This is a genomic window from Streptosporangium sp. NPDC048886 (genome assembly GCF_055586905.1).
Genome location: NZ_JBVJHH010000036.1, coordinates 50,382 through 74,585 on the forward strand (window position 1 = coordinate 50,382; position 24,204 = coordinate 74,585).

The following is a 24,204-nucleotide window of genomic DNA, read 5'->3' on the forward strand; positions in this document are numbered from 1 at the left end:
TGGTCGCGGTGCCGCCGGGCGGGCCCCGGCGGGTGGCCCCGGCCTCCGGCTCAGGCGCTGGCGGCGTACAGGACCTCGCGCAGTCCGGGAAGGTCCTCCCTGTCGCCTCGCCAGACGAGCCGCAGGCTCAGCTCCGGGGCGAGGAAGGCGAGCTCGGTGAGCGTGCCGGCCTCAAGCGCGGCCGACACCGCGAACCGGGGAAGGAGCGAGACGCCCAGGCCCTGTTCGGCCCAGGCGCGCATCACCGGGACCCCACCGGCCCGCACCCGTTCCGGAACCGGTCCGATGGCCTTGTCGGCGGCCATCAGGAAGGAACAGTTCGGCACGTTGACCAGCAGCCGTTCACCGGCCAGGTCGCCGGGGAGCACGCGCGGACGCCCGGCCAGCCGGTGGCCGGGCGCCGCGACCAGCACGAGCGGCACCGTCCCGACGTCGAGGAAGGTCAGCGGCGCGGGCGGTGAGGGGAACCCGAGATCTCCCAGCGCGTCGCCGAGGTCCAGCAGCAGTGCGGCTTCCAGCCGTCCGGCGGCCACGTCGGCCAGCAGGTCGTCACGGCTCGCACTCGGACGGACCTGGAGGCGCAGGTCGGGCCGGCGTCCGGCGAGCCTGGCCAGCACCCGCGGCACCTGGGTGGCGGCGATGGTCTCCAGCGCGCCCAGCCGCAGCTCCACCGGCTGTCCGGTCACCTCGCGGCGCGCCCGCTCGGCCTGGTCCAGCAGACGGCGGGCCCAGCCCAGCAGCCGCTCGCCCGGACCGGTCAGGCTCATCCCCCTGGCCGTCCGCTCGAACAGCGTCACACCCAGTGAGTTCTCCAGGGTGCGGATCTGCTGGGAGACGCTGGAGGGCGCCATCTCCAGCGCGACGGCGGCGTCGGTCACCGTCCTGTGACGTGCCACCGCCTCGAAGGTCCTCAGTTGGCGAAGCTCCATGATCCCCTCAACTCCCGGCGGGCGTTCGGAATTTCCGAACGGAGCGTGCGGCCGCGCCGGTGGAGGCGGCGGGGCCGCATCCGGACAGTGGAGGCCATGACCACTTTTCACCCCTCTGCGCGGGACAGGCATGTTCAGGGGCCTGCGCCGGCCGCCCGCCGGGGGTCCGCGCTGTCGGGCATCTCCCTTGGCTACTTCATGGTGCTGCTGGACATGACTGTGCTCTCGGTCGCCGAACCGGATCTCGCCGCCTCGCTGCACGCCTCGGTCACCGGTCTGCAGTGGGCGACCACGGGCTACACGGTGGTGTTCGGCGCGTTGCTCCTGTCCGCCGGCGCCGTCGCCGACCGATACGGCGCGCACCGGGTCTTCCGCCTCGGTGTCACGGTGTTCGGCCTCGGTTCGCTGCTGTCGGCCCTCGCTCCGGCGCTGGGGCCGCTGATCATGCTGCGGGTGGTGCTCGGCGCCGCCGCGGCGGCCTGCGTGCCCGCCTCGATGGCGATGATCGCCCGGCTCTACCCCGGCCCGGCCGAGCGCACCCGCGCGGTGGCGGCCTGGGCGGCCGTCAGCGGCAGCGCGGTGGCCGCGGGTCCGATCGCCGGCGGCCTCCTGGTCGAGCTGGCGGGCTGGCGGGCGATCTTCCTGATCAACGTGCCGATCACCGTGCTGGTGCTGACGCTGACGGCCGGGCGGACGGTCCGCTGCCCGCGCGGCGAGCGCCGCATCGATTGGACGGCGCAGCTGGCGGTCTGCGCGGTCCTGGCGCTGTCGACCGACGCGCTCGTCGCCGCCGGCGCGCGTTCCTGGGCGCACGCGGCCGGGTCGGCGGCGGCCGCCATGCTCGGGGCGGCCCTGTTCGCGGCCCTGGAACGGCGCAGCACGGCCCCCGTGCTCAACCGGGAGCTCCTGCGCAGTGCGGGCGTGCGGGCCGGACTCGCCGTCGGCGCGGCGGCGAACTCCGTCCTCAGCGGGAACCTGTTCGTGCTGCCGCTGCTGTTCCAGCAGGAGCGGCACTTCGGCGCGCTCGCCACCGGCCTGGCGTTCTTGCCGCTCACCCTGCCGTTCGTGTTCGGCCCGCCGGTGACCGGCCGGATCGTGGCGCGTTTCGGCCCACGGCCGCCCATCCTGGCGGGGACGGCGCTGCTCACCGCCGGCGCCGTCGCGCTCGGTGGGGCGGCTTGGGCGGGCGCCGGTTACCGGTGGCTGGCCCTTGGCCTGCTGCTCACCGGCCTCGGTGTGTCACTCGTGCTGCCCGCCCTGGTCTCCGCCGTCATCGGCGCCGCGCCGGAAGGAACGGCCGGAGCCGCCGGAGGGCTGCTCAACGCCGTCCGCCAGGCCGGTGCCGCGATCGGGGTCGCGGCCATGGGCGCTCTCGCCGGCCAGGACGCCACGATCGCGTCGGCGGCCGCGCTCCTGCTCCCGGCGCCGGCGTGCGCCGCGGCCGGTATCTGGTTCGCGGTCCAGACGGTCCGCCCGGACCGCCGTTGACGGCGTCCCGGCCCACACGCGGGGCTGTTCAGAGCCCCACGGGTCCCGCCGGCCGTACGTCGGCGAGGTAGGCGTCGAGGTCGGCGACGTCGGGCGCCAGCATGTGGCGGACGAACGCGCCGCGCTCGTGCTCCAGCGGCGGCAGTTCCCAGACGCAGCCGACCCACGGTCGCTCCAGCGTCACGAAGTTCGCCGGGTCCTCGTCGGGGCAGCCGATCGCGGGCTGCCCCGCGGCCGCGGTGTGGATCTCGATCACGTTGTCCCACACCCACGTGTAGACCAGCAGGTAGGCCCCGCTGTCGCCGCCCCTGTGCAGCACGGTCCACCCGGCGGGCGAGTCGTCGGCGAGCGCGGGCACGAGCCGCGGCGCGTACGCGTAGGCGGCCTTCTCCACCTCCGGCTCGATCTCGTGCCCCTCGCGGTCGACGTGGTAGCGCTTGTACGGCCTGCCGCCGAGCGTGACGGGGGCGAGGGAGCGCAGGTTCTTCTCGATGAAAGCCATGGTCCGGACCTTAGGCGCTCCCCACTGACATCTACTGTCAGTGGGGAGCGCGCCTGCCGTCCGCTCGCGGCAGCGCACGACGGGATAACCGTGCCGCACCGGCCGGGTGTTAGCGTGGCGGTGTCCCTGCCCCTGACGACGTGGTCGCGAGCGCGATCGAGGGGCCGGCCGCGCCCCGGGACCCGTGCCGGGCGGCTGCCGCGAGAGGCTCCCCGGAGGAGGGGAAGAGCGTGACCGCACCCATCACGCACGACCAGTGGAAGGCGACACGCGCCGCCGTCAGACAGACCGGCGACCGGTTCGCCGAAATGGTGGCCACCACGCGCGAGCCCCGGGCCCGGGCGACCGCCGACTGGTCGGTGGCCGACACCGCCGCCCACGTGGCCGCCATCGCCTCGATGTACGTCTCCGTCGTCCGGCCCGGCGCCGTCCCCCTGCCGGCCTTCGCCGTCGAGGACCGGCTCCTGGCCACCACCGTGGACACCGTCGGCGAGCTCAACGACCTGACCCTGCGTAGCTTCACCGAGCGGGACCCGCGGCTGCTCGCCCACCGGCTGCGCACCGACATCGACCACCTGCTGCGGGTCAGCGACGGCCTCGACCCCGCGGAGCCGGTGACCTGGCTGGGCGGCTCGCGGGTCCCCGTCGCCGGAGTGCTCGCCCACCTGCTCAACGAGCTGCTGATCCACGGGCGCGACATCGCCCGGGCCGTCGGGGCGCGCTGGGTGATACCGGCGCGGGACGCCGCGCTGTTCTTCGAGCTGTTCGTCATCGGGATGGTGCGTCACGACGTCGGGCGGCTGCTGGAGACGGACGAGCCACCGCGGGAGCGCCGCATCGCGGTCGAGTTCCGCTCCAGGCACACCACTCCCGTGACGCTGGTGCTGCACGAAGGCCGGGTCTCGGTCGGGGGACCGGGCCGCGGCGCCGACGTACGGCTGTCCTTCGATCCGGTGACGCTCAACCTGATGCTGTTCGGCCGGGTCAGCCGGGCGCGGGCCGCGCTGACCGGCAAGGTGGCCGTCTGGGGGCGCCGGCCGTGGCTGCTGCCGGCGTTCCTGCGCACCGTGCGCCTGCCGGCCACCCGGTATCCGGGGCCCCAGCCCGGCGGCGCCCCCGCCGGGGCGGACGCCGCCCCGGCTCCCTGACCTGCGGCCGGGCCGTACGGCGGCGCCGGAACGGGGACGGCGATCCGGACAGGCTCTCCCGCGCCGGGACGAGCCTGAGATCGTGACCTCACATCTCACCGGCCTGGGACGTTTACCGGACATGGGACGAGACATCCCTCCGGAGGAGAGGGAGCCACGCACGGGGCGACGCGCGGAGCACACCGAACCCGCCTCGTGGCCGCCGGCGGCGCCCGCCGGCGGTGTCCGACGCCGAGAAGACCCCGCAGCCACTGGAGGCCACCCCATGAGCACCGCATCCCGGCGGGCCGACGCCATCGCGGGCCCGCGGGCCCGCACCACCACCCCCGTCGACCGGATCGACTGGCCCGCGCTGACAGCGGAGGTCAACGCCTACGGGTGCGCCCTGACCCCGCCGCTGCTGACCCCCGCCGAGTGCGCGAGCGTCTCCGGGCTGTACGAGGAGGCCGGGCTCTTCCGCTCCACGGTCGACATGGCCCGCTACCGGTTCGGATCCGGGCAGTACCGCTACTTCGACAGCCCGTTCCCCGACCTGGTGCAGCGGCTGCGGCAGGCGTTCTATCCGCGGCTGCTGCCCATCGCCCGCGACTGGGCCGCCAAGCTCGGCAGGAGCGCGCCCTGGCCCGACAGCCTGGACGAGTGGCTGGAGATGTGCCACGCGGCGGGACAGACCAAGCCCACGCCGATCCTGCTGCGCTACCGCCAGGGCGACTGGAACGCCCTCCACCGCGACCTGTACGGCGACCTCGTCTTCCCCCTGCAGGTCGTCATCGGCCTGGACGAGCCCGGCGTCGACCACACCGGCGGGGAGTTCCTGATGGTCGAGCAGCGGCCCCGCGCCCAGTCCCGGGGCACCTCGACGCTGCTGCGGCAGGGCCACGGCCTGGTCTTCACCACCCGTGACCGCCCGGTGGAGTCGGCGCGCGGCTGGTCGGCCGCCCCGGTCCGCCACGGGGTCAGCACCATCCGCTCGGGCACCCGTCACACCTTGGGCCTGGTCTTCCACGACGCCGCATGAAGGGGGACGGTCACCGTGCGGCCCGCCGGGCCGTGACAGGCCCGGTCCCACACGTTGCCGGGCGCCGGCAGGCGCCCCTACAGGGAGCACACGACATGACCATCATCGCGAGCACCGGAAGAGTCACCCGGCCGCGTTCACCGCTGGTCCGCCCCCTCCCCGCCGCGCGGGCGGCGGCTGCGGCGCAGCCGGCCGGGCACACCGCCGCCGAGGTGGCGGCGCTGGTGGAGCAGCTGAGGGCGGCCCGGCCGCGGATCGAGACGGTCACCGTCGGCCACGGCCGCGACGCCGCCTCCCGGGCCGCGGCCCAGGCGTTCGTCCGGAGCTGGGAGGCCGTGGGCGGGACCGTTCCGGCGGTCGTCGACTGGCCCGAGGAGGCCGCGTCCTGGCTGCGCCCGGCGCGGCGGTTCGCCGCCGGCGATCCCGACGCGTGGGTGGTGGCCGGCGCCGCGCTGGGATGGGCGCAGATGAGCCGCCGGCTGCGGCACAGCACCGGCTGGCAGCCGGGGCGCACCTACGCCTTCGCCTGCCTGGGCGACGTGCGGGTCGTGGAGCTGGCCGGGCCGGCCACGCTGGAGGACATGCGCGGGGTGGCGGCGGACGGCAGCACCTGGCGGATCGGCCGCGGCCTGATCACCTACTACCCGCACCCCGGCGAGAGCCAGGGGAGCCGTCCGCGCCGTGGCGGCGACCGGCCCGGCCGGGGCGGCCGTCCGCACGGCGCCGAGGACTCCGACCCAGACGGCCCGCACCACGACGGGGCCCCCCGATGACCGGGCTGTCCCCCCGGCCGCGGCTGCAGGTCGCGCCCGGGGCGGTCCACGTGCCCGGCCGGCTGACCCCGGACCGGCAGAGGCGGCTCGTCCAGGCGTGCCGGGCCTTCCGCAAGGATCGACGCCTCAGGGGCGGAGTAGGCATGAGCGCCGGTCAGGTCGGCCGTCGACGCTGACCGACCGCACAGGGCGACGGTCCGGCCCGCGGGTCAGGCGTCCCTGCGGGCCAGCACGGCGGCGCCCGCGCCCAGGGCGGCGACCACGTACGCCGCCAGCACCGCCAGCGCCCCGAGCGGCGGGAGGTCCCCCACGGCGGACGGGTGGTCCACGAGCTGCCCTGCGAGGCCGGGCAGCAGCACCGAGCCGGCCCGCCCGCCCCACGGGGCGGGCAGCAGGCCCGCCACCACGGGGAGCACGAACAGCAGCGCGCTGACGGTGACGATCGCCCCGGCGGCCGATCGCAGGACCGCCCCCAGGCCCAGGCCGACGAGCGCCACCACGGCCACCGACAGGCCGGAGGCGAGCAGCATCGGGATCTCCGCCTCCGGCGGGGTCACGTAGCCGGGGCTCATCGGCCGGTCGCCGACGACCGCCCGGCCGGCGGCGAACGCCCCGGCCAGGAACAGCAGACCGCCGAGGAGGGAGATCCCGGCGACGACCACCGCCTTCCCGGCGAGCACTCTCCGGCGGCGCGGCACGGCCGCCAGGCTGGCGCGGATCGTTCCGGTGGCGTACTCCGAGGTGATCGCCAGCACCGCGAGGACGCCCATGCACAGCTGGACGAGCGGCAGGAGGACCTGTTCGACGGGCGGAGCCTGCAAGCGCGCCCGGCGCTCGGGCGGCAGGCCGTCCCAGCCGTTCACGCCCTGCAGCGCCAGGAAGGCGGCCACCGGCACGGCCAGGGCGACCAGGCCGAGGACGTACCAGGTGGATCGGACCGAGCGGAGCTTCAGCCACTCGGACGCGAGCACTTCGGTCACCGGACATCCCTCCTGCCGAGTACGGCGGCCGCCGCACCGAGCGCGACGACGGCGTACAGGGCCATCACCGCCAGCGCCACCGGCGGGGACAGGCCGATCCCCGCGCCCGCCCTCCCGAGGCCGACCGCCATCGGGACCTCACCCGCGAGCTGCCGTGTCAGGTCCTCCAGCAGCACCGAGCCGACCCTGGCGTTCCAGGGCGCGGGCAGCGCGACCGCGAACCTCGGGACCACGTACAGCAGTGCGACGACGCAGGTGACCGCCCCCGCGGTGGAGCGCAGGACGGTGCCCAGGCCGAGCCCCACCAGGGCGAGCACCGTCGGCGACAGCCCGGTGGCCAGCATCTCGGGGAGCTCGCCGGCCGGCGGCGCCGTGAAACCGTGGATGGGGCGGTCCCCGACGATCGCCCGGCCGGCGAGGAACGCCGCGAACACGCTCGCCTGCCCGGCGGCGAGGGCGACGGCGGCCACGGCCACGGCCTTCGCCGCCAGCACCGCGCCACGCCGCGGCATCACCACGAGGCTGGTGCGGATCATGCCGGTGGCGTACTCCGAGGTGATCGTGAGGACGCCGAGCACCGCCGCGCAGATCTGCACGGGCAGCAGGACGAGCCGCTCCGGCTCCGCGGCCCGCAGCCCGGCCCGGCGCTCGGCCGGCAGGCCCTCCCACAGGTTCACCACGTAGCGGGTGAAGACCGCCATGAGCAGGACGGAGGCCACGACGGCGCCGAGGACGTACCAGGTGGAACGGGCGGAGCGGAGCTTCAGCCACTCGGATGCGAGCGCGCCGGTCATCGCCCGGCCGCCCGATACTCGACGCCGTCGCCGGTGAGCTCCAGGTACGCCTCCTCCAGGGAGGCGCTGCGCGGCGTCACCTCGTGCACCGCGAACCCGTGCCCGGCGGCCAGGTCGCCGATCTCCGTCACCTCGAGCCCCTTCACCGCCAGCCCTCCGTCCGGCTCCGCCAGGACCGTCGCCCCGGCGGCGCGGAGCACCGCGGTCAGCTCCGCCGCGCGCGGGGAGCGCACCAGCACGCCCCGTTCGAAGCGGCCGGCCAGGTCCTGGACCGAGGTCTCGGCGATCAGCCGGCCGCGCCCGATGACGACGAGACGGTCGGCGGTGAGCGCCATCTCGCTCATCAGATGGCTGGAGAGCAGGACGGTGCGTCCCTCCGCGGCCAGCGAGCGCATCAGGTGGCGGATCCACCGCACCCCCTCCGGGTCCAGCCCGTTGACCGGCTCGTCGAACATCAGCACGCCCGGGTCGCCGAGCAGCGCCGCGGCGATCCCCAGCCGCTGCCGCATGCCGAGGGAGAACCCGCCGACCCGCCTGCGGGCGGCCCCGGCCAGGCCCACCTGCTCCAGCACCTCCGTCACCCGGCGCACCCCGATGCGGTTGCTCCGGGCCAGCCAGCGCAGGTGGTCGAAGGCACTGCGGCCGCCGTGCACGGCCGCGGCGTCGAGCAGCGCGCCCACCTCGCGCATCGGGTGCCGGATCGTGGCGTAGCGGCGCCCGTTGACGAGCGCCTCGCCCGAGCCGGGGGCGTCCAGGCCGAGCAGGACACGCATCGTGGTCGACTTCCCTGCGCCGTTCGGCCCAAGGAAGCCGGTCACCCGTCCCGGCTCCACCCGGAACGACAGCCCGTCCACCGCGACGGTCGCGCCGTAGCGTTTGGTCAGCTCCTTGACTTCGATCATGTCGTCGAGGGTCCCGTACGGCGGGCCGGCGGCGCGTCGGACCACGGCCGGGATCGCGCCGTCGGACCGGGGTCCGGCGCCGGCGGCCCCGTCCGGGGCGGGTCATACCCGAGGATGACGTCCTCCGGGTGGAGGCCGGAGCCGGAGGTGGGCCGATACCGTCTCGGTGTGGACGATCTCGACGTGGACGGCTCGCTGCTCCTGCGCCGGTGGAGCCGCAGCCAGCTCCTCGCCCTCGACGCGCTGGCCGGGGCGGCGTATGTGGTCGCGTTCCTGCTGGCGGCGATCACGCGGCCGGCGGCGGGGACGCCGCTGTGGGCGCAGTGCCTGCTGCCGGCCGGGATCGGGGCGGCGCTCGCCGTCCGGCGGCTGTGGCCGCTGCCGGTCTTCGCTCTCGTCCTCGGCGCGTCCCTGGCGTCGTTCTCCCTGGGCCTGGCGCACGACGGGTTCGCCGCGGCGGCCTTCGCGCTCTACCCCGTCGCGCTCACCCGTCCCAGGCGCCGGTGGGAGCCCACGGTCGCGATCGGCGTGTGCGGCGCGGCGGCCTTCCTGATGCTGTCGCTGGCGGGCAGTCCCGCCCCGGCCGGATGGGCGCGCCCCCTCGGCGTCCTGGTCGCGGGCGCGGCGTTCCTCGGCTGCATCTGGACGGTCGGCCGCGCCGTGCGGGAGCGGCGCGCGTACGCGGCGCGCTCGGCCGTGCAGCTCGCCGACCGGGCGGTCACCGAGGAGCGCCTGCGCATCGCGCGCGAGCTGCACGACGTCGTCGCGCACAGCATGAGCCTCATCGCGGTCAAGGCGGGGATCGCCAACCACGTCGCGGAGGCCCGGCCGGAGGAGGCCAGGGACGCGCTGCGCGTCATCGAGGCCACCAGCCGGGGAGCGCTCACCGAGATGCGTCACCTGCTGGGCGTGATGCGTTCCGGCCCCGGCGCGGCGCCGGACACGGTCTCCGGCCTCTCCCCCGCACCCGGCCTCGACGGCCTGCCCGAGCTGGCCGGCCGGGCGGCGATGGCCGGCGTCCGCGTCGACCTGGACGTCACCGCGGCCGCGCTGCCCGAGGGCGTCGGGCTGTCGGTCTACCGGATCGTGCAGGAGGCCCTGACCAACGTGGTCAGGCACGCCGCCCCGGCGCGGTGCCGGGTGGCGGTCGAGGCGGACGGGCGGGAGGTGCGGGTCGAGGTGACCGACGACGGGCCGGGCCACCGGGTCCTGCCCAGCCGGCAGGGGCACGGGCTGATCGGGATGCGTGAGAGGGTCATCATGTACGGCGGGACCTTCACGGCCGGGCGGCGGCCGGAGGGCGGGTTCGGGGTGTCGGCGCGGCTGCCGTACGGCGAGGACGGGTGAAGGGGTGAGTCCATCGGCTCAGCGGGAGGACGGCGAGATCCGCGTGCTGGTCGCCGACGACCAGGCCCTGCTCCGCGGCAGCTTCCGGCTCCTGGTGGACACCGCGCCGGGCCTGACGGCGGTCGGCGAGGCCGGGACCGGCGCCGAGGCCGTCGCCCTGGCCCGCAGCGAGCAGCCGGACGTGGTGCTCATGGACGTGCGCATGCCGGAGATGGACGGCATCGAGGCGGCCCGGCGCATCTGCGGCTCAGCCGACACCGCGGGCGTGCGCGTCCTGATGCTCACCACGTTCGACCTGGACGAATACGTCTACGCGGCGCTGCGGGCGGGAGCCAGCGGCTTCCTGCTCAAGGACACGCCGCCCGGCGAGCTGCTGACGGCGATCCGCGTCGTGGCCGCCGGCGAGGGGCTGCTCGCGCCGACGGTCACGCGCCGCCTCATCGCCGAGTTCGCCAGGCGCCCCGAGCCGTCGCAACCACCCGTCCGGGAGCTCGACGGCGTCACCGGCCGGGAGCGCGACGTGCTCACGCTCATCGCCCGGGGGCTGTCCAACACCGAGATCGCCGGCCATCTGAACCTCAGCCTCGCGACGGTGAAGACGCACATCGGCCGGCTGCTCGGCAAGCTCGGCGCCCGCGACCGCGCCCAGCTCGTCATCGTCGCCTACGAGAGCGGCCTGGTCTCGGCGGCGCCGCGCCGGCCACGCTGAGGGACCCTCAGGCGGACGCGGCCCGCGATCTTGTACGGCGGGCATGCCGGGAAGGCGGAGAACCGGCCTCCAAAGACCGAAATATCCGTAAAATGCTGCCCTTCTCGTACGCATGTGACTTGGGGGACAGAAGTGACGATGCTCAGCCGCCGGAACCTGCTCAAGGCGGGCGCGGTCTCCGTTCCCGCCGTGGCCCTGGGCGCCCGGCCCGCCCAGGCGGCGTCCGCGCCGGTCCTGACCACCACGGGCATCGCCCCAGCGGCGCTGGCCGGGTTCGACAATGTCATGAAGACCTACGTCAAGGAGCGCGACATCTCCTGCGCGCAGCTCGCGATCGCCAAGAACGGCAAGATCGTCCTGGCCCGCGGCTACCGGTATTCGGACGGCGCGCAGGCCCTGCCGTCGGTGGACCCGACCTCGCTGTTCCGTATCGCCAGCCTGAGCAAGCACATCACCTCGGCGGCGATCATGCGGCTGGTCCAGGACGGCAAACTCAGCCTGTCGGCGCCGGTCACCACGCTGCTCGGCCTGTCGGCCGAGGCCGACCCGCGCCTGGCGCAGGTCACCGTGCTCCGCCTGATGCAGCACCTGGGCGGCTGGGACCGGGACGTCTCGAACGACTACCTGTATCTGGACCACCAGATCTCCGCCACGCTGGACACGCCGCTGCCGCTCAGCCAGGACGACATCATCCGCTATGCCGGCGGCCGGCCCCTGGACTTCGCCCCGGGTACGCGCATGGCCTACAGCAACTACGGCTACATGCTGCTCGGCCGGATCATCGAGAAGGTCTCCGGCACGAGCTACGAGTCCTACGTCAAGCAGAAGCTCCTCGCCCCGGTCGGCATCACCCGGATGCGGCTCGGCCGCACCCTGAGGTCGGCGGCGGCGCCGACCGAGGTCGTCTACTCCTCCCAGTACACCGGCAAGACCGTCATGGACGAGTCGGGCACGGTGACGCCGGCTCCCTACGGCGGCTTCAGCATGGAGAACCGGGGAGCCGGCGGCGGCTGGCTGGCCTCGGCGGTCGACCTGGTGCGGTTCTCGCGGGTCTTCGACGCCGCCGGGCCGGTGCTCGACGCGACCTCGATCGCCAGGCTGTTCGCCAAGCCGGAGATCGGCGTCAGCGGCGACGGATGGTGGTACGGCGGCGGCTGGTACGTGCGCCAGGTCACCGGCCACCTCAACACCTGGCACAACGGATCGCTGCCGGGGACCTACACCTACCTCGCCCGGCTGCAGAACGGCTTCACCTACGCGGCCCTGTTCAACCGGCGGGAGGAGGCCGGCTCGCTCGACTTCGACGTGCTCAGCCCGCGCATGAACGCCGAGATCGGCAAGGTCACCGCCTGGCCGACGACCGACCTCTCCCCGAAGTACTTCTGAGCCCCGGGGCGCGCGCTCGCGGCCGGGGCCGGCCTCAGGACCGGTCCCCGGCCGCTCCTGAGGCGCGCTCCAGCACCTCCAGGACCGTCCCGGTGAGCAGCGCCACCTTGTAGCCGTTCTGGGCCGTCGGGGAGCATCGGGCGGCGGCCCGGCCGGCCGCCCGGTCGAGGGGCTCACCGGCCAGGAGCGCCTCCTCGACCTCGGGCAGGCGCAGGGGGACGCGGGCGACGCCGCCCACGGCAACCGCGGCGGAGGTGATCCTCCCCTCCGCCAGGACCAGCCGCGCCACCGCCTCCACCAGCGGCCACTCCGCCTCGGACCTGCCGATCGCGCGGTGGTAGGCGGCCCGCTCCCCCGGCACGGGCGGCGGCAGGTCGATCGCGACGAGGATCTCGCCCGGTCCGAGCAGGTGGTCGCGGGCCGGATCGGAGCCGTCGCCGTACAGCTCGCCGACCGGGAACGGCTCCCTGCCGCGCACCTCGACGGACGCCTCGCACCCGAGCAGCGCCATCGCCAGCGACGACGGGTGCGGGGCCACGCACGGGCCGGTCTCTATCACCGCGGAGTAGAGGGTGAGCCCCGCGCGGGCCGGGCAGGAGTCACCGCCGTTCTGGTGGCAGGAGAAGGACGGGTTGCGGTAGTACCAGCAGCGGTTGCGCTGGAGCAGGTTGCCGCCGACGGTGGCCACCGCCCGGATCTGGGGTGTGGCCAGGGCCTGCGCCGTCAGCGCCAGGGAGGGATGGGCGGCGCGGAGCCGCACGTCGCCGGCCAGCTCCGCGACCGTGGTCAGCGCGCCGATCCGGGCCGAGCCGTCCGGCCGCCAGGTGAGGCCGGACAGGCCGGGCAGACCGTGCAGGTCCACGTACGGCCCGGCCGGGCGGCGGGCCATCAGGTCGGTGCCACCCGCGCGGAACTCGCCCGCGTGTCCGGCGGCCTGGCCGAGATCGGTGGGGGCGGTCAACGTCTGATCCCTTCGAGCAGCCGGTCAGGCCGGACGGGCAGGTCACGGGGGCGCCAGCCGGTGGCGCTGTGGACGGCGTTGCCGACCGAGGCGGCCACGCCGATCGTGGAGATCTCGCCCACCCCGACGCCTCCGCCGTTGACGTGGTCCCACCCGTCCTGGTGGAAGTGGACGGTGATCTCCGGGGTGTCCCCGATCCCGGGGATCCGGTAGTCCTCCAGGTTCGCGGTCAGCACGGCCCCCGTCACCGGGTCGACGTGGCGCTCCTCGTGCAGCGCGTAGCCGATGCCCTGGACGACGCCGCCCTCGCACTGGCTGCGCGCCAGCCGCTCGGCGTAGACGCGGCCGACCGCGATCCCGGCCCACACCCGCAGCGGCCTGATCACGCCCAGGCGGGTGTCGACCTCGACCTCGGTGACGTGGACGGAGCCGCTGAACCCGCGGCCCAGCGCCATGCCGGCCACCGCGACGGGCGTGAGGTAGCCGCGCCGGTCGCCGCGGCGCCTGCCCACGACTCTGCGTCCGTCGGCGAGGCCCTGCGCCCGCAGGCGCCGCGCGGCGTCCCGCACGGCCGGAGCCACCGAGGCCGTGGCACGGCTGCCGATGGAGGGCGGGCCGTGCACGGCGCCGGTCCTGCCGATCTCCACGCGGATCCGCTCGGGGGGCAGGCCGAGCTCCTCACCCAGGACGCCGGCGATGACGGTGCGGGTGCCGGTCCCGATGTCCTGGACCGTCGTGCGGGCGACGACCACGTCCCCCTGGACCTCCAGCTCGACCTCGGTGGCCGGATCGAGCATGTAGGCCCAGTTGGCGGCGGCCACCCCGACACCCCGGCGGAACCTGCCCGTCTGCGAGCCGGTCGGCGGCCTGTCGAGCCAGACCGGCAGGCCGGCCGCCCAGTCGTAGAGCGCGTGGCGCTTGCGGTTGCCGTCCCAGCGGCGGCGCAGCGCGATCGGGTCCTCGTCCAGGCGGTGGGCCGCCTCGTCCACGGCCTGTTCCAGCGCCCAGAGCATGGGCGCCGCCCCGGGCCCGCGGAACGGCGTGCCGGGCGGCTCGTTGGTGACGACGTCGGAGTCGCGGAGCATCCGGGGCGCCGTGCCGTACATGAGGCGGGCGAGCACCGCGACGGCCGACCCGATCGCCACCCCTCCACGTCCGCGGACGTCCATGGCGAGGGCCGCGAGGTCACCTTTGTCGTCGGTGAGCAGCGCGAGCCTGGTCCGGGTGCCGGGCCGGTTCCCCGCGTCGGTGAGCTCCTCGGCGCGGCTCAGCACCACGCGCACCGGCGCGCCGCAGACCCGGGCGAGCTCGACCGCCGCGACCGTCTCGGCGGTGACCCCCGTCTTGGCGCCGAAACCGCCGCCGACGTGGTCGGCCACGATGTGGACCCGGTCCACGGCGAGACCCCAGCGTCCGGCGACCTGCTCGGCGGCCAGACCCACCGTCTGGGTGGACAGGTGCAGGTGGAGCTCGCCGGGGCCGTCCCAGCGGGCCACGCACGCGTGCGGCTCCAGCGGGGTGTGCACCTGCACCGCCGTGGTGAACGTCCCGGTCACCAGGTGGGGGTCGGCGCGGCGCCGTGCGGCCTCGATCCGGTTCAGGGCGGTACGGCTGCGCCAGCCCGCCATGGCGAAGGGGCCTTTGACGTTGCCGTTCCAGCCGCCTGGCAGGTTCAGCCCCTCGCTGGAGCTGGGAGCGTGCTTCCTGCTCCGCTCGTCGTAGACGGGCGGGGCGTCGGGCGCGTCGTCGAGGGCGGCGGGGACCGGGTCGTAGGAGACGCGCGCGCCTTCGGCGATGGCCAGCGCCTGGCGGAGGGTGGGGGCGGCGACGGCGGCGACGGGCTGGCCCACGTATCGGACGGTCCGGTCGGGCGGGAGCAGGTCGACGGTGTGCGGGCCGTCCACCTCGACGCCGGTGACCCGGGCGTGCGCCTCCGTGGAGCGGATGATCACGCCTTCGAGCTGGCCGTCCAGGCGGATGTCGGTGGTGTAGCGGGCCCGGCCGGTGATCTTGTCCATCGCCTCCACCCGCGCGGGCGTCCCGGTGCCGGCGTCGTGCTCGCCGCGGCAGGCGGCCGCGATCGCCGCGTGGATGCCCTCGTAGGCCCCGCAGCGGCACAGGTGCCCGGCCATCGCCGCGGCGATCCGCTCGCGCGGTGGCGTGGTGTCGCCGTGCTCGGCGCGCCAGCGGTCCACGAACGCGGCGGCCTCCACCACGAACCCCGGGGTGCAGTAACCGCACTGCAGGCCGTCGTGGACCGCGAACGCCCGCTGGACGGGGTGGTCCAGGCCCTCCGCGGTGGTGACCTCCCGTCCCTCCACCGCGACGGCCGGCAGCAGGCAGCCGGCCTGCGGCGTGCCGTCCACCATGACCGTGCAGGCTCCGCAGACCCCGGTACGGCAGGCGGCCTTGGCCCCGGTGAGACCGAGCCGCTCACGCAGGACGTCCACGGTCACGTCGTCTTGGTCGGCGTCCACGAGAACGGGGGCGCCGTTCAGCATGATCTTCATAGCTCTCCTGTTGACGTCGTCAACATCATGTTGACAGTGTCAGCACACTATGTTGACGATGTCAACAGGGGAGCGTGTGAGAGGGTGAACGACGTGGTGGACGACACCAGGACCAGACTCGTCGAGAGCGCGCTGAGCCTGCTGCGCGAGGAGGGCCTCGACGCCGTGACGCTGCGCGCGGTCGGCGACCTGACCGGCCTGTCCCGCATGGCCCCCTACCGACATTTCGCCGACAAGACCGCGCTGCTGGCCGCCCTCGCCGCCCGGGTCATCGTCGACCTCAGCGCGCACGTCGCCGGAGCGGTCCTGGAAGAGGCCGGCCGCCGGGACCGGCTGCGGGCCTTCTACACCAGCTATGTCGAGTACGCCCTGGGCCACCGCAACGAATACCGGCTCGTGTTCGCCTCGGAGTTCCTCATCGGCCACCATCCGGAGCTGGAGAAGGCGATCGACGAGGTGATGGCCGCACTGGACCTGGAGGCCACCGGCGGCCAGGCCGTCCCCAAGGCCGGGGTGATGGCCCTGCTGTCCACCGCCCACGGCCTGGCCGAGCTCGCCACGGCCGGCCACTTCGCCCACAAGGGGATCAGCCACGAGGACGTCATCGACGCCCTCGTGGGACCGTGAGGTCTCCGCCCCGTCCGATCCCCGGCCGCCCGCCGGTCGCGGTGGTGCGGATCCGCCGGCCGGCGGGCCCGCCCCTCAGAGGGGTGCCTCCACCTTGAGGATCTTCATGAACTCGCGCATCCACGCCGGGTGGTCCGGCCAGGCGCGGCCGGTGACCAGGTTCTGGTCGATGTGCGCCGGGCTGTCCACCCAGGAGCCTCCGGCGGCCTCGAGGTCGGGGGCGCAGGCGGGATAGGCGCTGCTGGAGCGGCCCCGCAGCACCCCGGCGGCGGCCAGCACCAGCGGACCGTGGCAGAGCGCGGCGATCGGCTTGGCCGCGTCGGCGAAGTGCCCGACGATCCGCCTGAGGTCGGGGTCGGCGCGGATGTATTCGGGGGCGCGGCCGCCGGGGATCACCAGGGCCGCGTAGCCCTCGGGGTCGACCTCGGCGAAGGCCAGGTCGGCCGGCCAGGTGTGGCCGGGCTTCTCGGTGTAGGTGTCGAAGCCGTCGACGAAGTCATGTACGACGAACTGGAGCTTCTTGGTGCTCGGCGCGGCGATGTGGACCTCGTACCCCTCCTCCAGCAGGCGCTGGTAGGGGTAGAAGACCTCGAGGTCCTCCGCTGCGTCACCGGTGACGATCAGCACCTTGGCCATCTGCGGCACCTCCGTGATCAGGTGGGAACAGTGTCCCTTGGATCGTGCCCGGCAGCGGCGGAGGGTCAACATCGGAGATTCCCCCCGCCGTGGCGGACGCGGAGGGCGCGGACGCGTCGCCGCGCTCGGCGGCGGCCGCCACGTTGCGCGGCATCCGGCCGAAGATCAGGCTGTGGAAGGGCGAGATCGACCACCAGTAGAGGTGGCCGGCCAGCCCCCGGGGATGGAAGATCGCGCGCTGGCCGTACACCGTCCGCCCCCGGTCCCGGCGCACGCTCAGCTCCAGCCAGGCCAGACCGGGCAGGCGCATCTCCGCGCGCAGCCGGAGCAGACGGCCGGGCTCGACCTCCTCGACCCGCCAGAAGTCGACCGAGTCCCCGACGCGGAGCCGCCGCGGGTCGCGGCGGCCGCGGCGCAGCCCCACGCCTCCGACGAGGCGGTCGAGCAGGCCCCGGGCATGCCAGGCGACGGGCAGGGAGTACCAGCCCCGCTCGCCGCCGATCGACTCGATCACCTCCCAGAGGGCCTCCGGGGACGCCTCGACGCGGCGGGCCCGCCTGTCGGCGTAGAGGCTGCCGCCCGCCCAGTCGGGGTCGGTGGGCAGCGGGTCGCTCGGCGCCCCCGGCGTCGAGGCCGAGGACCATCGGGTGAGGACCTCCGCCTCCTTGATCCGCCGCAGGGCCAGCGCGACGGCCTCCCGGAACCCGATCAGCCCCTCGGGCGGGTCCGGGACGTAGCCGGCGATGTCGTGCTCGCCGCAGACGGCCTCGTTGCGCAGCGACTCCACCAGCGGGCGGGCGATGTTCGCCGGGACGGGGGTGACCAGTCCCACCCAGTGGCTCGACAGGCCGGGGCTGAGCATCGGGACGGGGATGATCACCCGCTGGGGCAGCCCGGCGACCTCGGCGTAGCCGCGCATCATGTCGGCGTAGGTCAGCACGTCCGGGCCGCCGATGTCGAAGGAGCGGTTCACCTCCTCCTCGACGGCCGCCCAGGCCACGAGGTAGCGCAGGACGTCGCGGATCGCGACGGGCTGCGTCCTGGTGCGCACCCACCGCGGCGTCGTCATCACCGGCAGCCGCTCGGTGAGGTAGCGCAGCATCTCGAAGGAGGCCGAGCCCGATCCGATGATGACGGCCGCCCGCAGCACCACGGACGGCACCCCGGAACGCAGGAAGGTCTCCCCCACCTCCGCGCGGGAGCGCATGTGGGGCGACAGGTCCTCGTCCGGGGCGAGGCCGCCCAGGTAGACGATGCGGCGCACCCCCGCCTCCCGGGCCGCGGCGGCGAACGTGGCGGCCGCGCGGCGGTCGGCCGCGGCGAAGCCCCGTCCCCCGCCCATCGTGTGGATGAGGTAGTAGGCGACGTCGACGCCGCCGAGCGCCTCCCTCGTCCGGGCGGCGTCGGCCGCGTCGGCCTCGGCGCTCTCCACGCGGGAGGCCCACGGCTGGTCGCGCAGACGGCCGGCCGAGCGCACCATGCACCGCACGTCGTGGCCGGCGTCGAGCAGTTCGGGCACGAGCCGTCCGCCGATGTATCCCGTCGCTCCGGTCACGAGGCATCTCATCTGACCATCTTCGTACGGTGGGCCGGGACGGTTGCCGGCTTGACCGTTCTGTGGCCGCTCCTATAGCTCTTCGCGGATCCGGGTGAGAATCTCCCGGGTGCGCGAGGCCGGCTCGGCCTCGATGCACAGGCGCTCCATCACCTCGAGGTAGCGGTCCACGTCGTCGCGCTTTTCGAGGTATACGGCGCTGGTGAGCTGCTCCATGTAGACCACGTCGGGCAGGTCGGGCTGGGAGAAGCGCAGGATGCTGAAGGGCCCGCCGGCCGCGGCGTGGCCGCCGACGCTGAAGGGCACGATCTGGACGGTCACGTTGGGCAGTTCGAGCGCCTGGAGGATGTGGTCGATCTGGCCGCGCATCACCTCGGCCCCGCCCAGGGGCCGGCGCAGCACCGCCTCGTCGAGCACCGCCCACAGGTGGGGCGGCTCGGCGCTGCGCAGCAGCCGCTGGCGGGCCAGGCGCAGCCGCAGGCGGCGCTCCAACTCCTCCTCGGAGGCGGCCGGGAACCCCAGCCGGATGACGGCCCGCGCGTAGCCCTCGCTCTGGAGCAGGCCGGGGACGAACTGGACCTCGTAGTTGCGGATGCCGGTGGCCGACTCCTCCAGGCCCACGTACGTCTCGAACCAGCTCGGCAGGACGTCGTTGTAGTTGTGCCACCACCCGGTGACGTTGGCCCGCCCGACGAGGGCCAGCAGCGCCTGCCGGTCGTCCTCGTCCGAGACGCCGTACAGCGTCAGCAGGTCGGCCACGTCCCTGATCCGGAAGCTGACCCTGCCCAGCTCCATACGGCTGATCTTCGAGTGCGAGGCGCGGATGGCGTGGCCGGCCTCCTCCAGGGTGATGTGACACTGCTCGCGGAGCCGCCGCAGCTGCGCGCCCAGCACGATCCTCAGCACCGTCGAACTCCCCCGGGGCATGGCCATGGGGGTCGGGGGGACCGGCTCGCCTCCGGCGTGAGGTGTGATCATTTACATTCCTTCGAGCGCGGAACGCGAGCCCCCGCCCACTCTTTGTGGCCGTCGCGAGCCTTCACCGTACTCCGGTCATATCTTCCCGGCCACATGGAATTTCATTCTTCAATCAATTGAGATGATCAGATCATCGAAATCGCCGCCCTTCACGCCCCGCACGAAGGCGTCGAGCTCGCGCCGGGTGTAGATCAGCGCGGGGCCCTCCGGGTCCCGTGAGTTGCGGATCGCGACCGCGTCGCCGGGCAGCGCGGCCAGTTCGACGCAGTTCCCGCTGGGGTTGCTGAAGTGGCTCTTGCGCCAGACGATCCCGTCCAGCAGCACGGCAGGCATGCCGTTGTACAGCTGATTCATCCTCGCCTCTCACCGATTAGGGAGGGAAACATCACCACAAGCATAGGGCTTTGTGCATATGCACGTGCATCTGTACTTGCTTATGCACATCATGGCGGGCAAGATGACTAGACGGATCATCCTTGTCACACGATCACCCCCCTCCCCAAGGTCACCGATGACTGGTCACCAAAGACATCAAGCCCGAGCCACACCCATCCAGACGGAGATCGGCGGGTGGGAGCGGTGGCTGTCGATGCTCGATCACCTGCTCCCGCCGAGCGGGCTGCCGCCCTGGGCGGACGGCGACAGCCACGTCGACCAGCTCCAGATGGCCGTGCGGAGCCTGCGCCACGATCCCCGCGCGGCACGGACCGCCCGCGAGTTCGCCTCCGCCGCGCTGCGCTCGTGGGAGCTGGCCTGTCTGGTCGACGACACCGGCGTGGTGGTCTCCGAACTGGTGACCAACGCCGTGCGGCACGGCGTGCGGGACGGGGTCAACGGCCACCGCGGGCAGGAGGTCAGAGTCATCCTCTGCCATACCGGCCGCTCGGTGCTGTGCGCGGTCACCGACCCCAGCGACCAGGGCCCCAGCCTGCGCGAGCCCGACTTCGAGGCCGAGAACGGCCGCGGCCTCCAGCTCGTCCAGGGGGTCAGCGAGATGTGGGGCTGGGCGCCGCTGGAGAGCCGGGGCAAGGCCGTGTGGGCGGCCTTCACCCTCCCCCCGAGGACGGGGCGCCATCTGGAGGCATGCCACTGACCGATACCACGCCCGGCAGCGGAGATTCACGGAATATGTCCCATATTCGGTGAAGGATGGATATTGTCCGCTCAACCCCGCACCGGCCGGATGGAAGATGACATGGTGCCGTCGAAGACCGAACGCCCGAAGTTCGACCCCACGGTCCCCAACGGGGGCCGGATAGCCGACTACTTCCTCGGCGGCAAGGACAACTTCGCGGCCGACCGGGCGGCCGCGCAGGCGGCGCTCGCACTCGCCCCCGAGCTCCCCGCGATGTCCAGAGAGGGCCGGCTCTTCCTCGCACGGGTGGTCCGCTTCCTGGCCGGGGCCGGCATCCGGCAGTTCGTCGACATCGGCTGCGGCCTGCCGACACAGGGAAACGTGCACGAGATCGTCCATGCCGTCGCGCCCGAGGCGCGGGTGGCGTACGTCGACAACGACCCGATGGTCGTCGTCCACGCCCAGGCCCTGCTCCAGGACGACCGCCTGACCACGGTGGTCGAGGCCGACGCGCGCCGGCCGGAGCTGCTGCTGTCCCGCCTCCGGCTCACCGGAATGATCGACTTCGACCGCCCCGTGGCGGTCCTCCTCTTCTCGGTGCTACAGGACATCACCGACGACGCGTTGGCCCTGCGGATCGTCACCGACCTCCGGAGGGCGATCGCGCCGGGCAGCTACCTGGCCGTCTCCCACGCGGTCTCCGACATGCGTCCGGAGACGACCGCGAAGCTCGCCGCCCTCTACCAGGACCGCGGTTCGGTCACCGGCCCCCGCCGCGGCAACCTGCGCACCGGCGCCGAGGTCGGACGCTTCTTCGACGGGCTCGCGCTCGTCGAGCCCGGGGTCGTCTACGTCCCCCGGTGGCGTCCCGACGGGACCGGGCCCCACCGGCCGGACTCGGTGTGGGTCGTCGGCGGGGTCGGCCGCAAGCAATAGCCGGCCCTACAGAACAATCGACATATTTCTCCTATTGCTCGCAATCTCACATCTACCCATGGGCGCCGCGGTTCTTTAGTCTCACAGGCAACCAAGGAGATGACCGATGAGCGACGCGGCCCGGCGGCCACCGGCAGGCCTGGACACCAGCGTGCCCAACGTCGCCCGGATGAACGACTACTTCCTCGGCGGCAAGGACAACTTCGCGGCCGACCGGGCGGCCGCCGAAGAGGTGCTCGCCATCGCCCCGGAGATCAGGACGATGGCCAAGGAGAGCCAGGCCTTCGTCGGCCGGGCGGTGCGCCATCTCGTCGAGCTGGGCATCACGCAGTTCGTCTCCATCGGGTCGGGACTGCCCACCCAGCGCAACGTCCACCAGGTCGCCCAGTCCCTCGACCCCGCCGCCCGGGTGGCCTACGTCGCCGACGACCCGGTGGTGCTCTCCCACGCCATGGCCCTGCTGGCCACCGACCCCCGCACCTCCGTGGTCAGGGGCGACCTGCTCCACCCCGACGAGCTGCTGGCCGACCACGAGCTGCGGCGACTCATCGACCTGGAGCGGCCGGTGGCCCTCCTGATCCCCTCCGCGCTCCAGTTCATCCCCGGCGAGGACGGCCCGTTCAAGAGCGTGGCCCTGCTGCGCGACGCGGTGGCCGTCGGCAGCCACCTCGTCATCGCCCACGCCGTCTTCGACACCCGCCCCGAGGCGGCGGGGCCGCTCGTCGACATCTACCGGCGGGTCCTCGGCCGGAGCGAGGACGCCTCGCGCACGCGCAAGCAGGTGCTGCGCTTCTTCGACGGCATGGAGCTCCTCGACCCGGGCCTGGTCTACATCCGCCAGTGGCGTCCCGACAACCCGCTCGCCGCCCAGCGCCCGGAGAAGGTCTGGACCGTGGCCGGGGTCGCCCGCAAGACCGGCTAGCCGGGGCCGGCGCCGATCGAGTCAGTTCCTCGTGTAGCGCGGCACGAAGCGTCCGCCGGCTCCGCCCAGCTCGGCGGCCGGGATCTCGGCGAGCACCCGGACGACCTTTCCCTCCGTGTTCACGGCGACGACCCGGCGGGGATCCCGCGTCCGGTCGAGCAGGAGGACGTGGGCGTCGTTGTACCAGCCGATGAGCGTGTTGGCCACGGGAACCGGGATCGTGGCCCGCCGCCGGCCGGTCGCGGTGTCCCACAGGCAGGCGGTCGCGATCCGGTCCGGGCAGATGGTGACGAACTGCCTGCCGGCCGGAGAGAACGTGTTCTCGCTGCTGCTGGGTTCGCCCACGGACGGGATGGTGCGGACGGTCTTCCCCCTCAGATCGAACAAGCGCAGACCGGCGCCCGAGCCGCTCGGGAAGCGTACGGCGACGGCGGACTCGCCGGGGGCCCACATGAAGGGGAAGTCGCCGATCCCCCTCGTGTCGACCGAGACGACCGTCGCCGTGGCCGTCGCCACGTCGACGACGACGAACCCGAGGACCTGCCTCCTGCCGAGGGCCCGGTCGTAGGTCGTCAACAGGACCCGTCTGCCGTCGGAGGACCAGTAGGGGTTGTAGTTCGCCATCGGCTTGTTCACCGTGTGCACCAGGAACTCCTGGCCGGTGGCCCGTTTGATCAGCCGTATGGAGTCGCGGGGGCCTGGCGTGCTCGCCTTGATCCAGGGCAGGACCGCCGTCCAGGCCCCGTCCGGCGAGACCAGCGGCTCCTGGTAGGGGCCGATCGACTGGAACTTCTCGTCCTTCGCCTCTCGCGCGAAGGAGTCAGAGACATCCTTCCGAAGGTGCATATAAGACGTTATATGTACCGGGTCTCCGGGAGACTCGTGCAGCCTCGTCTTCAGCTCGGGGAGCCGGATCTCTCTGGCCGGGGCGGCGGGCGCGTCCGTGACCTCCCGGATGACGGCCGGGGAGGGGGATGCGGAGACCTCCGCGTCATCGGGGGCGGAGCCGCGGATCATGGTGTACACCACCCCGCCGGACAGCAGTGCCACCGCCACGGCCACCCCCGCGAGGAGCGTTCCCCGGCGGCCGCGCCGGGCGGGCGGCGCGCCGGGCACGGCGGCGGCCTCGGGGGCTCCGGGGGCGACGGACTCGGGGGCTCCGGAGGCGGCGGCCGTACCCGCGGTGAGCAGGTCTCCGTCCGGGCGCCGCTCGCGTGCGCCCAGGAGGAGCAGGAGCGCGTCCTTCGCGGTGGGACGCCGTCCGGGGTCCTTGGACAGGCACTCCCCCACGAGATCGCGCAGATCGCCGTCGAGGTCGCCGAGATCGGGGTCCCTGTGCAGAATCCGGTTGACGACCGCCGGGAGCGAGTCCCTGCCGAACGGCGGCTTCCCGGTGGCCGCGAAGACCATGGTCGAACCCCAGGCGAACAGGTCCGCCGAGGGTCCCACCGGGGCGGACTCGAACTGTTCCGGCGCCATGTACGGCGGCGTGCCCACCACGCCGGAACCGGTGGCCGCGGCGTCCAGCGCGCGGGCGATGCCGAAGTCGATCACTCGGGGCCCGTCCCGGCCGAGCAGGACGTTGCTCGGCTTGAAGTCCCGGTGCACCACGCCCGCCCGGTGGATGGCGCTCAGCGCGGTCATCGTGCCCACCGCGAGTCTCCGCAGCCGGGCGTCCCGCAGCGGCCCCTCGGCGTCGACGACCTGCTGGAGCGTGGGCCCTCGCACGTACTCGCTGACGATGTACGGCTGGGCCCCGAGCATGCCCGTCTCGACGACCTGGGCGGTGCAGAAGGGGGCCACCCGGCGCAGGATCTCGATCTCCCGGAGGAGGGGGTCCGGCACCGGGCCCGTCCGCCGGTCCGTGGCCGGGCTCTGTCGCAGCAGCTTGACGGCGACACGCTCCCCGGAGGGCGAGGCGCCCAGGAAAACCGAGCCCTGGCCGCCCTCGCCGACCCGCCCGAGGAGCTCGTAGGCGCCCACGTGCGAAGGGTCGTCCGCGCGCAGCGGAGCAAGATCCGTCATGGC

The 24,204-nt window shown here is 73.8% G+C and carries 23 protein-coding genes; 11 read left to right on the plus strand and 12 right to left on the minus strand.

Going from position 1 to position 24,204, the window contains the following annotated elements; genetic code table 11:
* Positions 1-50: 50 nt before the first annotated feature.
* A complete protein-coding gene (locus ACZ6R6_RS35575; RefSeq protein WP_470100905.1) occupies positions 51-929 on the minus strand; it encodes a LysR family transcriptional regulator in 879 nt (292 codons plus the stop codon).
* Between the two features lie 96 nt (positions 930-1,025).
* Between ACZ6R6_RS35575 and ACZ6R6_RS35580 the strand changes: the two genes are divergently transcribed.
* Positions 1,026-2,417, plus strand: coding sequence for an MFS transporter (locus ACZ6R6_RS35580; protein ID WP_470100907.1), 1,392 nt, complete (start codon positions 1,026-1,028; stop codon positions 2,415-2,417).
* 28 nt (positions 2,418-2,445) lie between these two features.
* Here ACZ6R6_RS35580 and ACZ6R6_RS35585 read toward each other — a convergent pair whose 3' ends face one another.
* Complete coding sequence (locus ACZ6R6_RS35585) at positions 2,446-2,919, minus strand: hypothetical protein (protein ID WP_470100909.1); 474 nt, start codon at positions 2,917-2,919, stop codon at positions 2,446-2,448.
* Positions 2,920-3,149: 230 nt separating this feature from the next.
* Between ACZ6R6_RS35585 and ACZ6R6_RS35590 the strand changes: the two genes are divergently transcribed.
* From ACZ6R6_RS35590 to ACZ6R6_RS35600, 3 genes are all read left to right on the plus strand, one after another.
* Positions 3,150-4,067, plus strand: a complete 918-nt coding sequence (locus tag ACZ6R6_RS35590) for a maleylpyruvate isomerase N-terminal domain-containing protein (protein WP_470100911.1) — start codon at positions 3,150-3,152, stop codon at positions 4,065-4,067.
* 265 nt (positions 4,068-4,332) lie between these two features.
* On the plus strand, positions 4,333-5,085 hold the full coding sequence (locus tag ACZ6R6_RS35595) for a 2OG-Fe(II) oxygenase (RefSeq protein WP_470100913.1): 753 nt from the start codon (positions 4,333-4,335) through the stop codon (positions 5,083-5,085).
* 95 nt (positions 5,086-5,180) lie between these two features.
* Complete coding sequence (locus tag ACZ6R6_RS35600) at positions 5,181-5,858, plus strand: hypothetical protein (RefSeq protein ID WP_470100914.1); 678 nt, start codon at positions 5,181-5,183, stop codon at positions 5,856-5,858.
* 209 nt (positions 5,859-6,067) lie between these two features.
* Here ACZ6R6_RS35600 and ACZ6R6_RS35605 read toward each other — a convergent pair whose 3' ends face one another.
* The 3 genes from ACZ6R6_RS35605 to ACZ6R6_RS35615 are packed head-to-tail and all read right to left on the minus strand — an operon-like array spanning position 6,068 to position 8,534.
* Complete coding sequence (locus ACZ6R6_RS35605; RefSeq protein ID WP_470100916.1) at positions 6,068-6,838, minus strand: ABC transporter permease; 771 nt, start codon at positions 6,836-6,838, stop codon at positions 6,068-6,070.
* Positions 6,835-7,632 (minus strand): ABC transporter permease, encoded by a 798-nt coding sequence (locus ACZ6R6_RS35610; RefSeq protein WP_470100918.1) that lies wholly within the window; start codon positions 7,630-7,632, stop codon positions 6,835-6,837. Before ACZ6R6_RS35610 ends, ACZ6R6_RS35605 begins: the two co-directional genes overlap by 4 nt.
* Positions 7,629-8,534, minus strand: coding sequence for an ABC transporter ATP-binding protein (locus ACZ6R6_RS35615; protein WP_470100919.1), 906 nt, complete (start codon positions 8,532-8,534; stop codon positions 7,629-7,631). The genes ACZ6R6_RS35610 and ACZ6R6_RS35615 overlap by 4 nt, the downstream gene beginning before the upstream one ends.
* Before the next feature lie 168 nt (positions 8,535-8,702).
* On the opposite strand from ACZ6R6_RS35615, the gene ACZ6R6_RS35620 reads away from it, so the two are divergent.
* The 3 genes from ACZ6R6_RS35620 (at position 8,703) to ACZ6R6_RS35630 (ending at position 11,976) form a co-directional block, all read left to right on the plus strand.
* Positions 8,703-9,881, plus strand: a complete 1,179-nt coding sequence (locus ACZ6R6_RS35620; protein ID WP_470100920.1) for a sensor histidine kinase — start codon at positions 8,703-8,705, stop codon at positions 9,879-9,881.
* Positions 9,882-9,885: 4 nt separating this feature from the next.
* Positions 9,886-10,590, plus strand: coding sequence for a response regulator (locus tag ACZ6R6_RS35625; RefSeq protein WP_470100921.1), 705 nt, complete (start codon positions 9,886-9,888; stop codon positions 10,588-10,590).
* Positions 10,591-10,728: 138 nt separating this feature from the next.
* On the plus strand, positions 10,729-11,976 hold the full coding sequence (locus ACZ6R6_RS35630) for a serine hydrolase domain-containing protein (protein WP_470100923.1): 1,248 nt from the start codon (positions 10,729-10,731) through the stop codon (positions 11,974-11,976).
* A 34-nt stretch (positions 11,977-12,010) separates the two neighbouring features.
* Here the strand turns inward: ACZ6R6_RS35630 and ACZ6R6_RS35635 are convergent, their stop codons facing one another.
* Positions 12,011-12,937, minus strand: coding sequence for an FAD binding domain-containing protein (locus tag ACZ6R6_RS35635; RefSeq protein WP_470100925.1), 927 nt, complete (start codon positions 12,935-12,937; stop codon positions 12,011-12,013).
* Complete coding sequence (locus ACZ6R6_RS35640; RefSeq protein ID WP_470100926.1) at positions 12,934-15,447, minus strand: molybdopterin-dependent oxidoreductase; 2,514 nt, start codon at positions 15,445-15,447, stop codon at positions 12,934-12,936. Before ACZ6R6_RS35640 ends, ACZ6R6_RS35635 begins: the two co-directional genes overlap by 4 nt.
* A gap of 84 nt (positions 15,448-15,531) precedes the next feature.
* Here ACZ6R6_RS35640 and ACZ6R6_RS35645 point away from each other — a divergent pair, with 84 nt between their 5' ends.
* Entirely contained in the window at positions 15,532-16,074 is a 543-nt protein-coding gene (locus ACZ6R6_RS35645) for a TetR/AcrR family transcriptional regulator (protein ID WP_470100928.1), read from the plus strand.
* A 75-nt stretch (positions 16,075-16,149) separates the two neighbouring features.
* Here the strand turns inward: ACZ6R6_RS35645 and ACZ6R6_RS35650 are convergent, their stop codons facing one another.
* The 4 genes from ACZ6R6_RS35650 to ACZ6R6_RS35665 form a co-directional block, all read right to left on the minus strand.
* On the minus strand, positions 16,150-16,710 hold the full coding sequence (locus tag ACZ6R6_RS35650; RefSeq protein ID WP_470100930.1) for a DJ-1/PfpI family protein: 561 nt from the start codon (positions 16,708-16,710) through the stop codon (positions 16,150-16,152).
* Positions 16,682-18,277 carry an SDR family oxidoreductase gene (locus ACZ6R6_RS35655; RefSeq protein WP_470100932.1) on the minus strand — a complete coding sequence of 532 codons (1,596 nt, stop codon included), beginning with the start codon at positions 18,275-18,277 and terminating at the stop codon, positions 16,682-16,684. The genes ACZ6R6_RS35650 and ACZ6R6_RS35655 overlap by 29 nt, the downstream gene beginning before the upstream one ends.
* Before the next feature lie 60 nt (positions 18,278-18,337).
* Positions 18,338-19,243 (minus strand): helix-turn-helix domain-containing protein, encoded by a 906-nt coding sequence (locus tag ACZ6R6_RS35660; protein WP_470100934.1) that lies wholly within the window; start codon positions 19,241-19,243, stop codon positions 18,338-18,340.
* Between the two features lie 108 nt (positions 19,244-19,351).
* Positions 19,352-19,597: a DUF397 domain-containing protein gene (locus ACZ6R6_RS35665; protein ID WP_470100935.1), complete on the minus strand. Its 246-nt coding sequence runs from the start codon at positions 19,595-19,597 to the stop codon at positions 19,352-19,354.
* A 235-nt stretch (positions 19,598-19,832) separates the two neighbouring features.
* On the opposite strand from ACZ6R6_RS35665, the gene ACZ6R6_RS35670 reads away from it, so the two are divergent.
* From ACZ6R6_RS35670 to ACZ6R6_RS35680, 3 genes are all read left to right on the plus strand, one after another.
* On the plus strand, positions 19,833-20,336 hold the full coding sequence (locus ACZ6R6_RS35670; RefSeq protein ID WP_470100936.1) for an ATP-binding protein: 504 nt from the start codon (positions 19,833-19,835) through the stop codon (positions 20,334-20,336).
* Positions 20,337-20,399: 63 nt separating this feature from the next.
* A complete protein-coding gene (locus ACZ6R6_RS35675) occupies positions 20,400-21,254 on the plus strand; it encodes an SAM-dependent methyltransferase (protein ID WP_470100938.1) in 855 nt (284 codons plus the stop codon).
* A 106-nt stretch (positions 21,255-21,360) separates the two neighbouring features.
* Positions 21,361-22,176, plus strand: a complete 816-nt coding sequence (locus ACZ6R6_RS35680; protein WP_470100939.1) for an SAM-dependent methyltransferase — start codon at positions 21,361-21,363, stop codon at positions 22,174-22,176.
* A gap of 21 nt (positions 22,177-22,197) precedes the next feature.
* Here ACZ6R6_RS35680 and ACZ6R6_RS35685 read toward each other — a convergent pair whose 3' ends face one another.
* A complete protein-coding gene (locus tag ACZ6R6_RS35685) occupies positions 22,198-24,201 on the minus strand; it encodes a protein kinase domain-containing protein (protein WP_470100941.1) in 2,004 nt (667 codons plus the stop codon).
* Positions 24,202-24,204 lie beyond the last annotated feature (3 nt).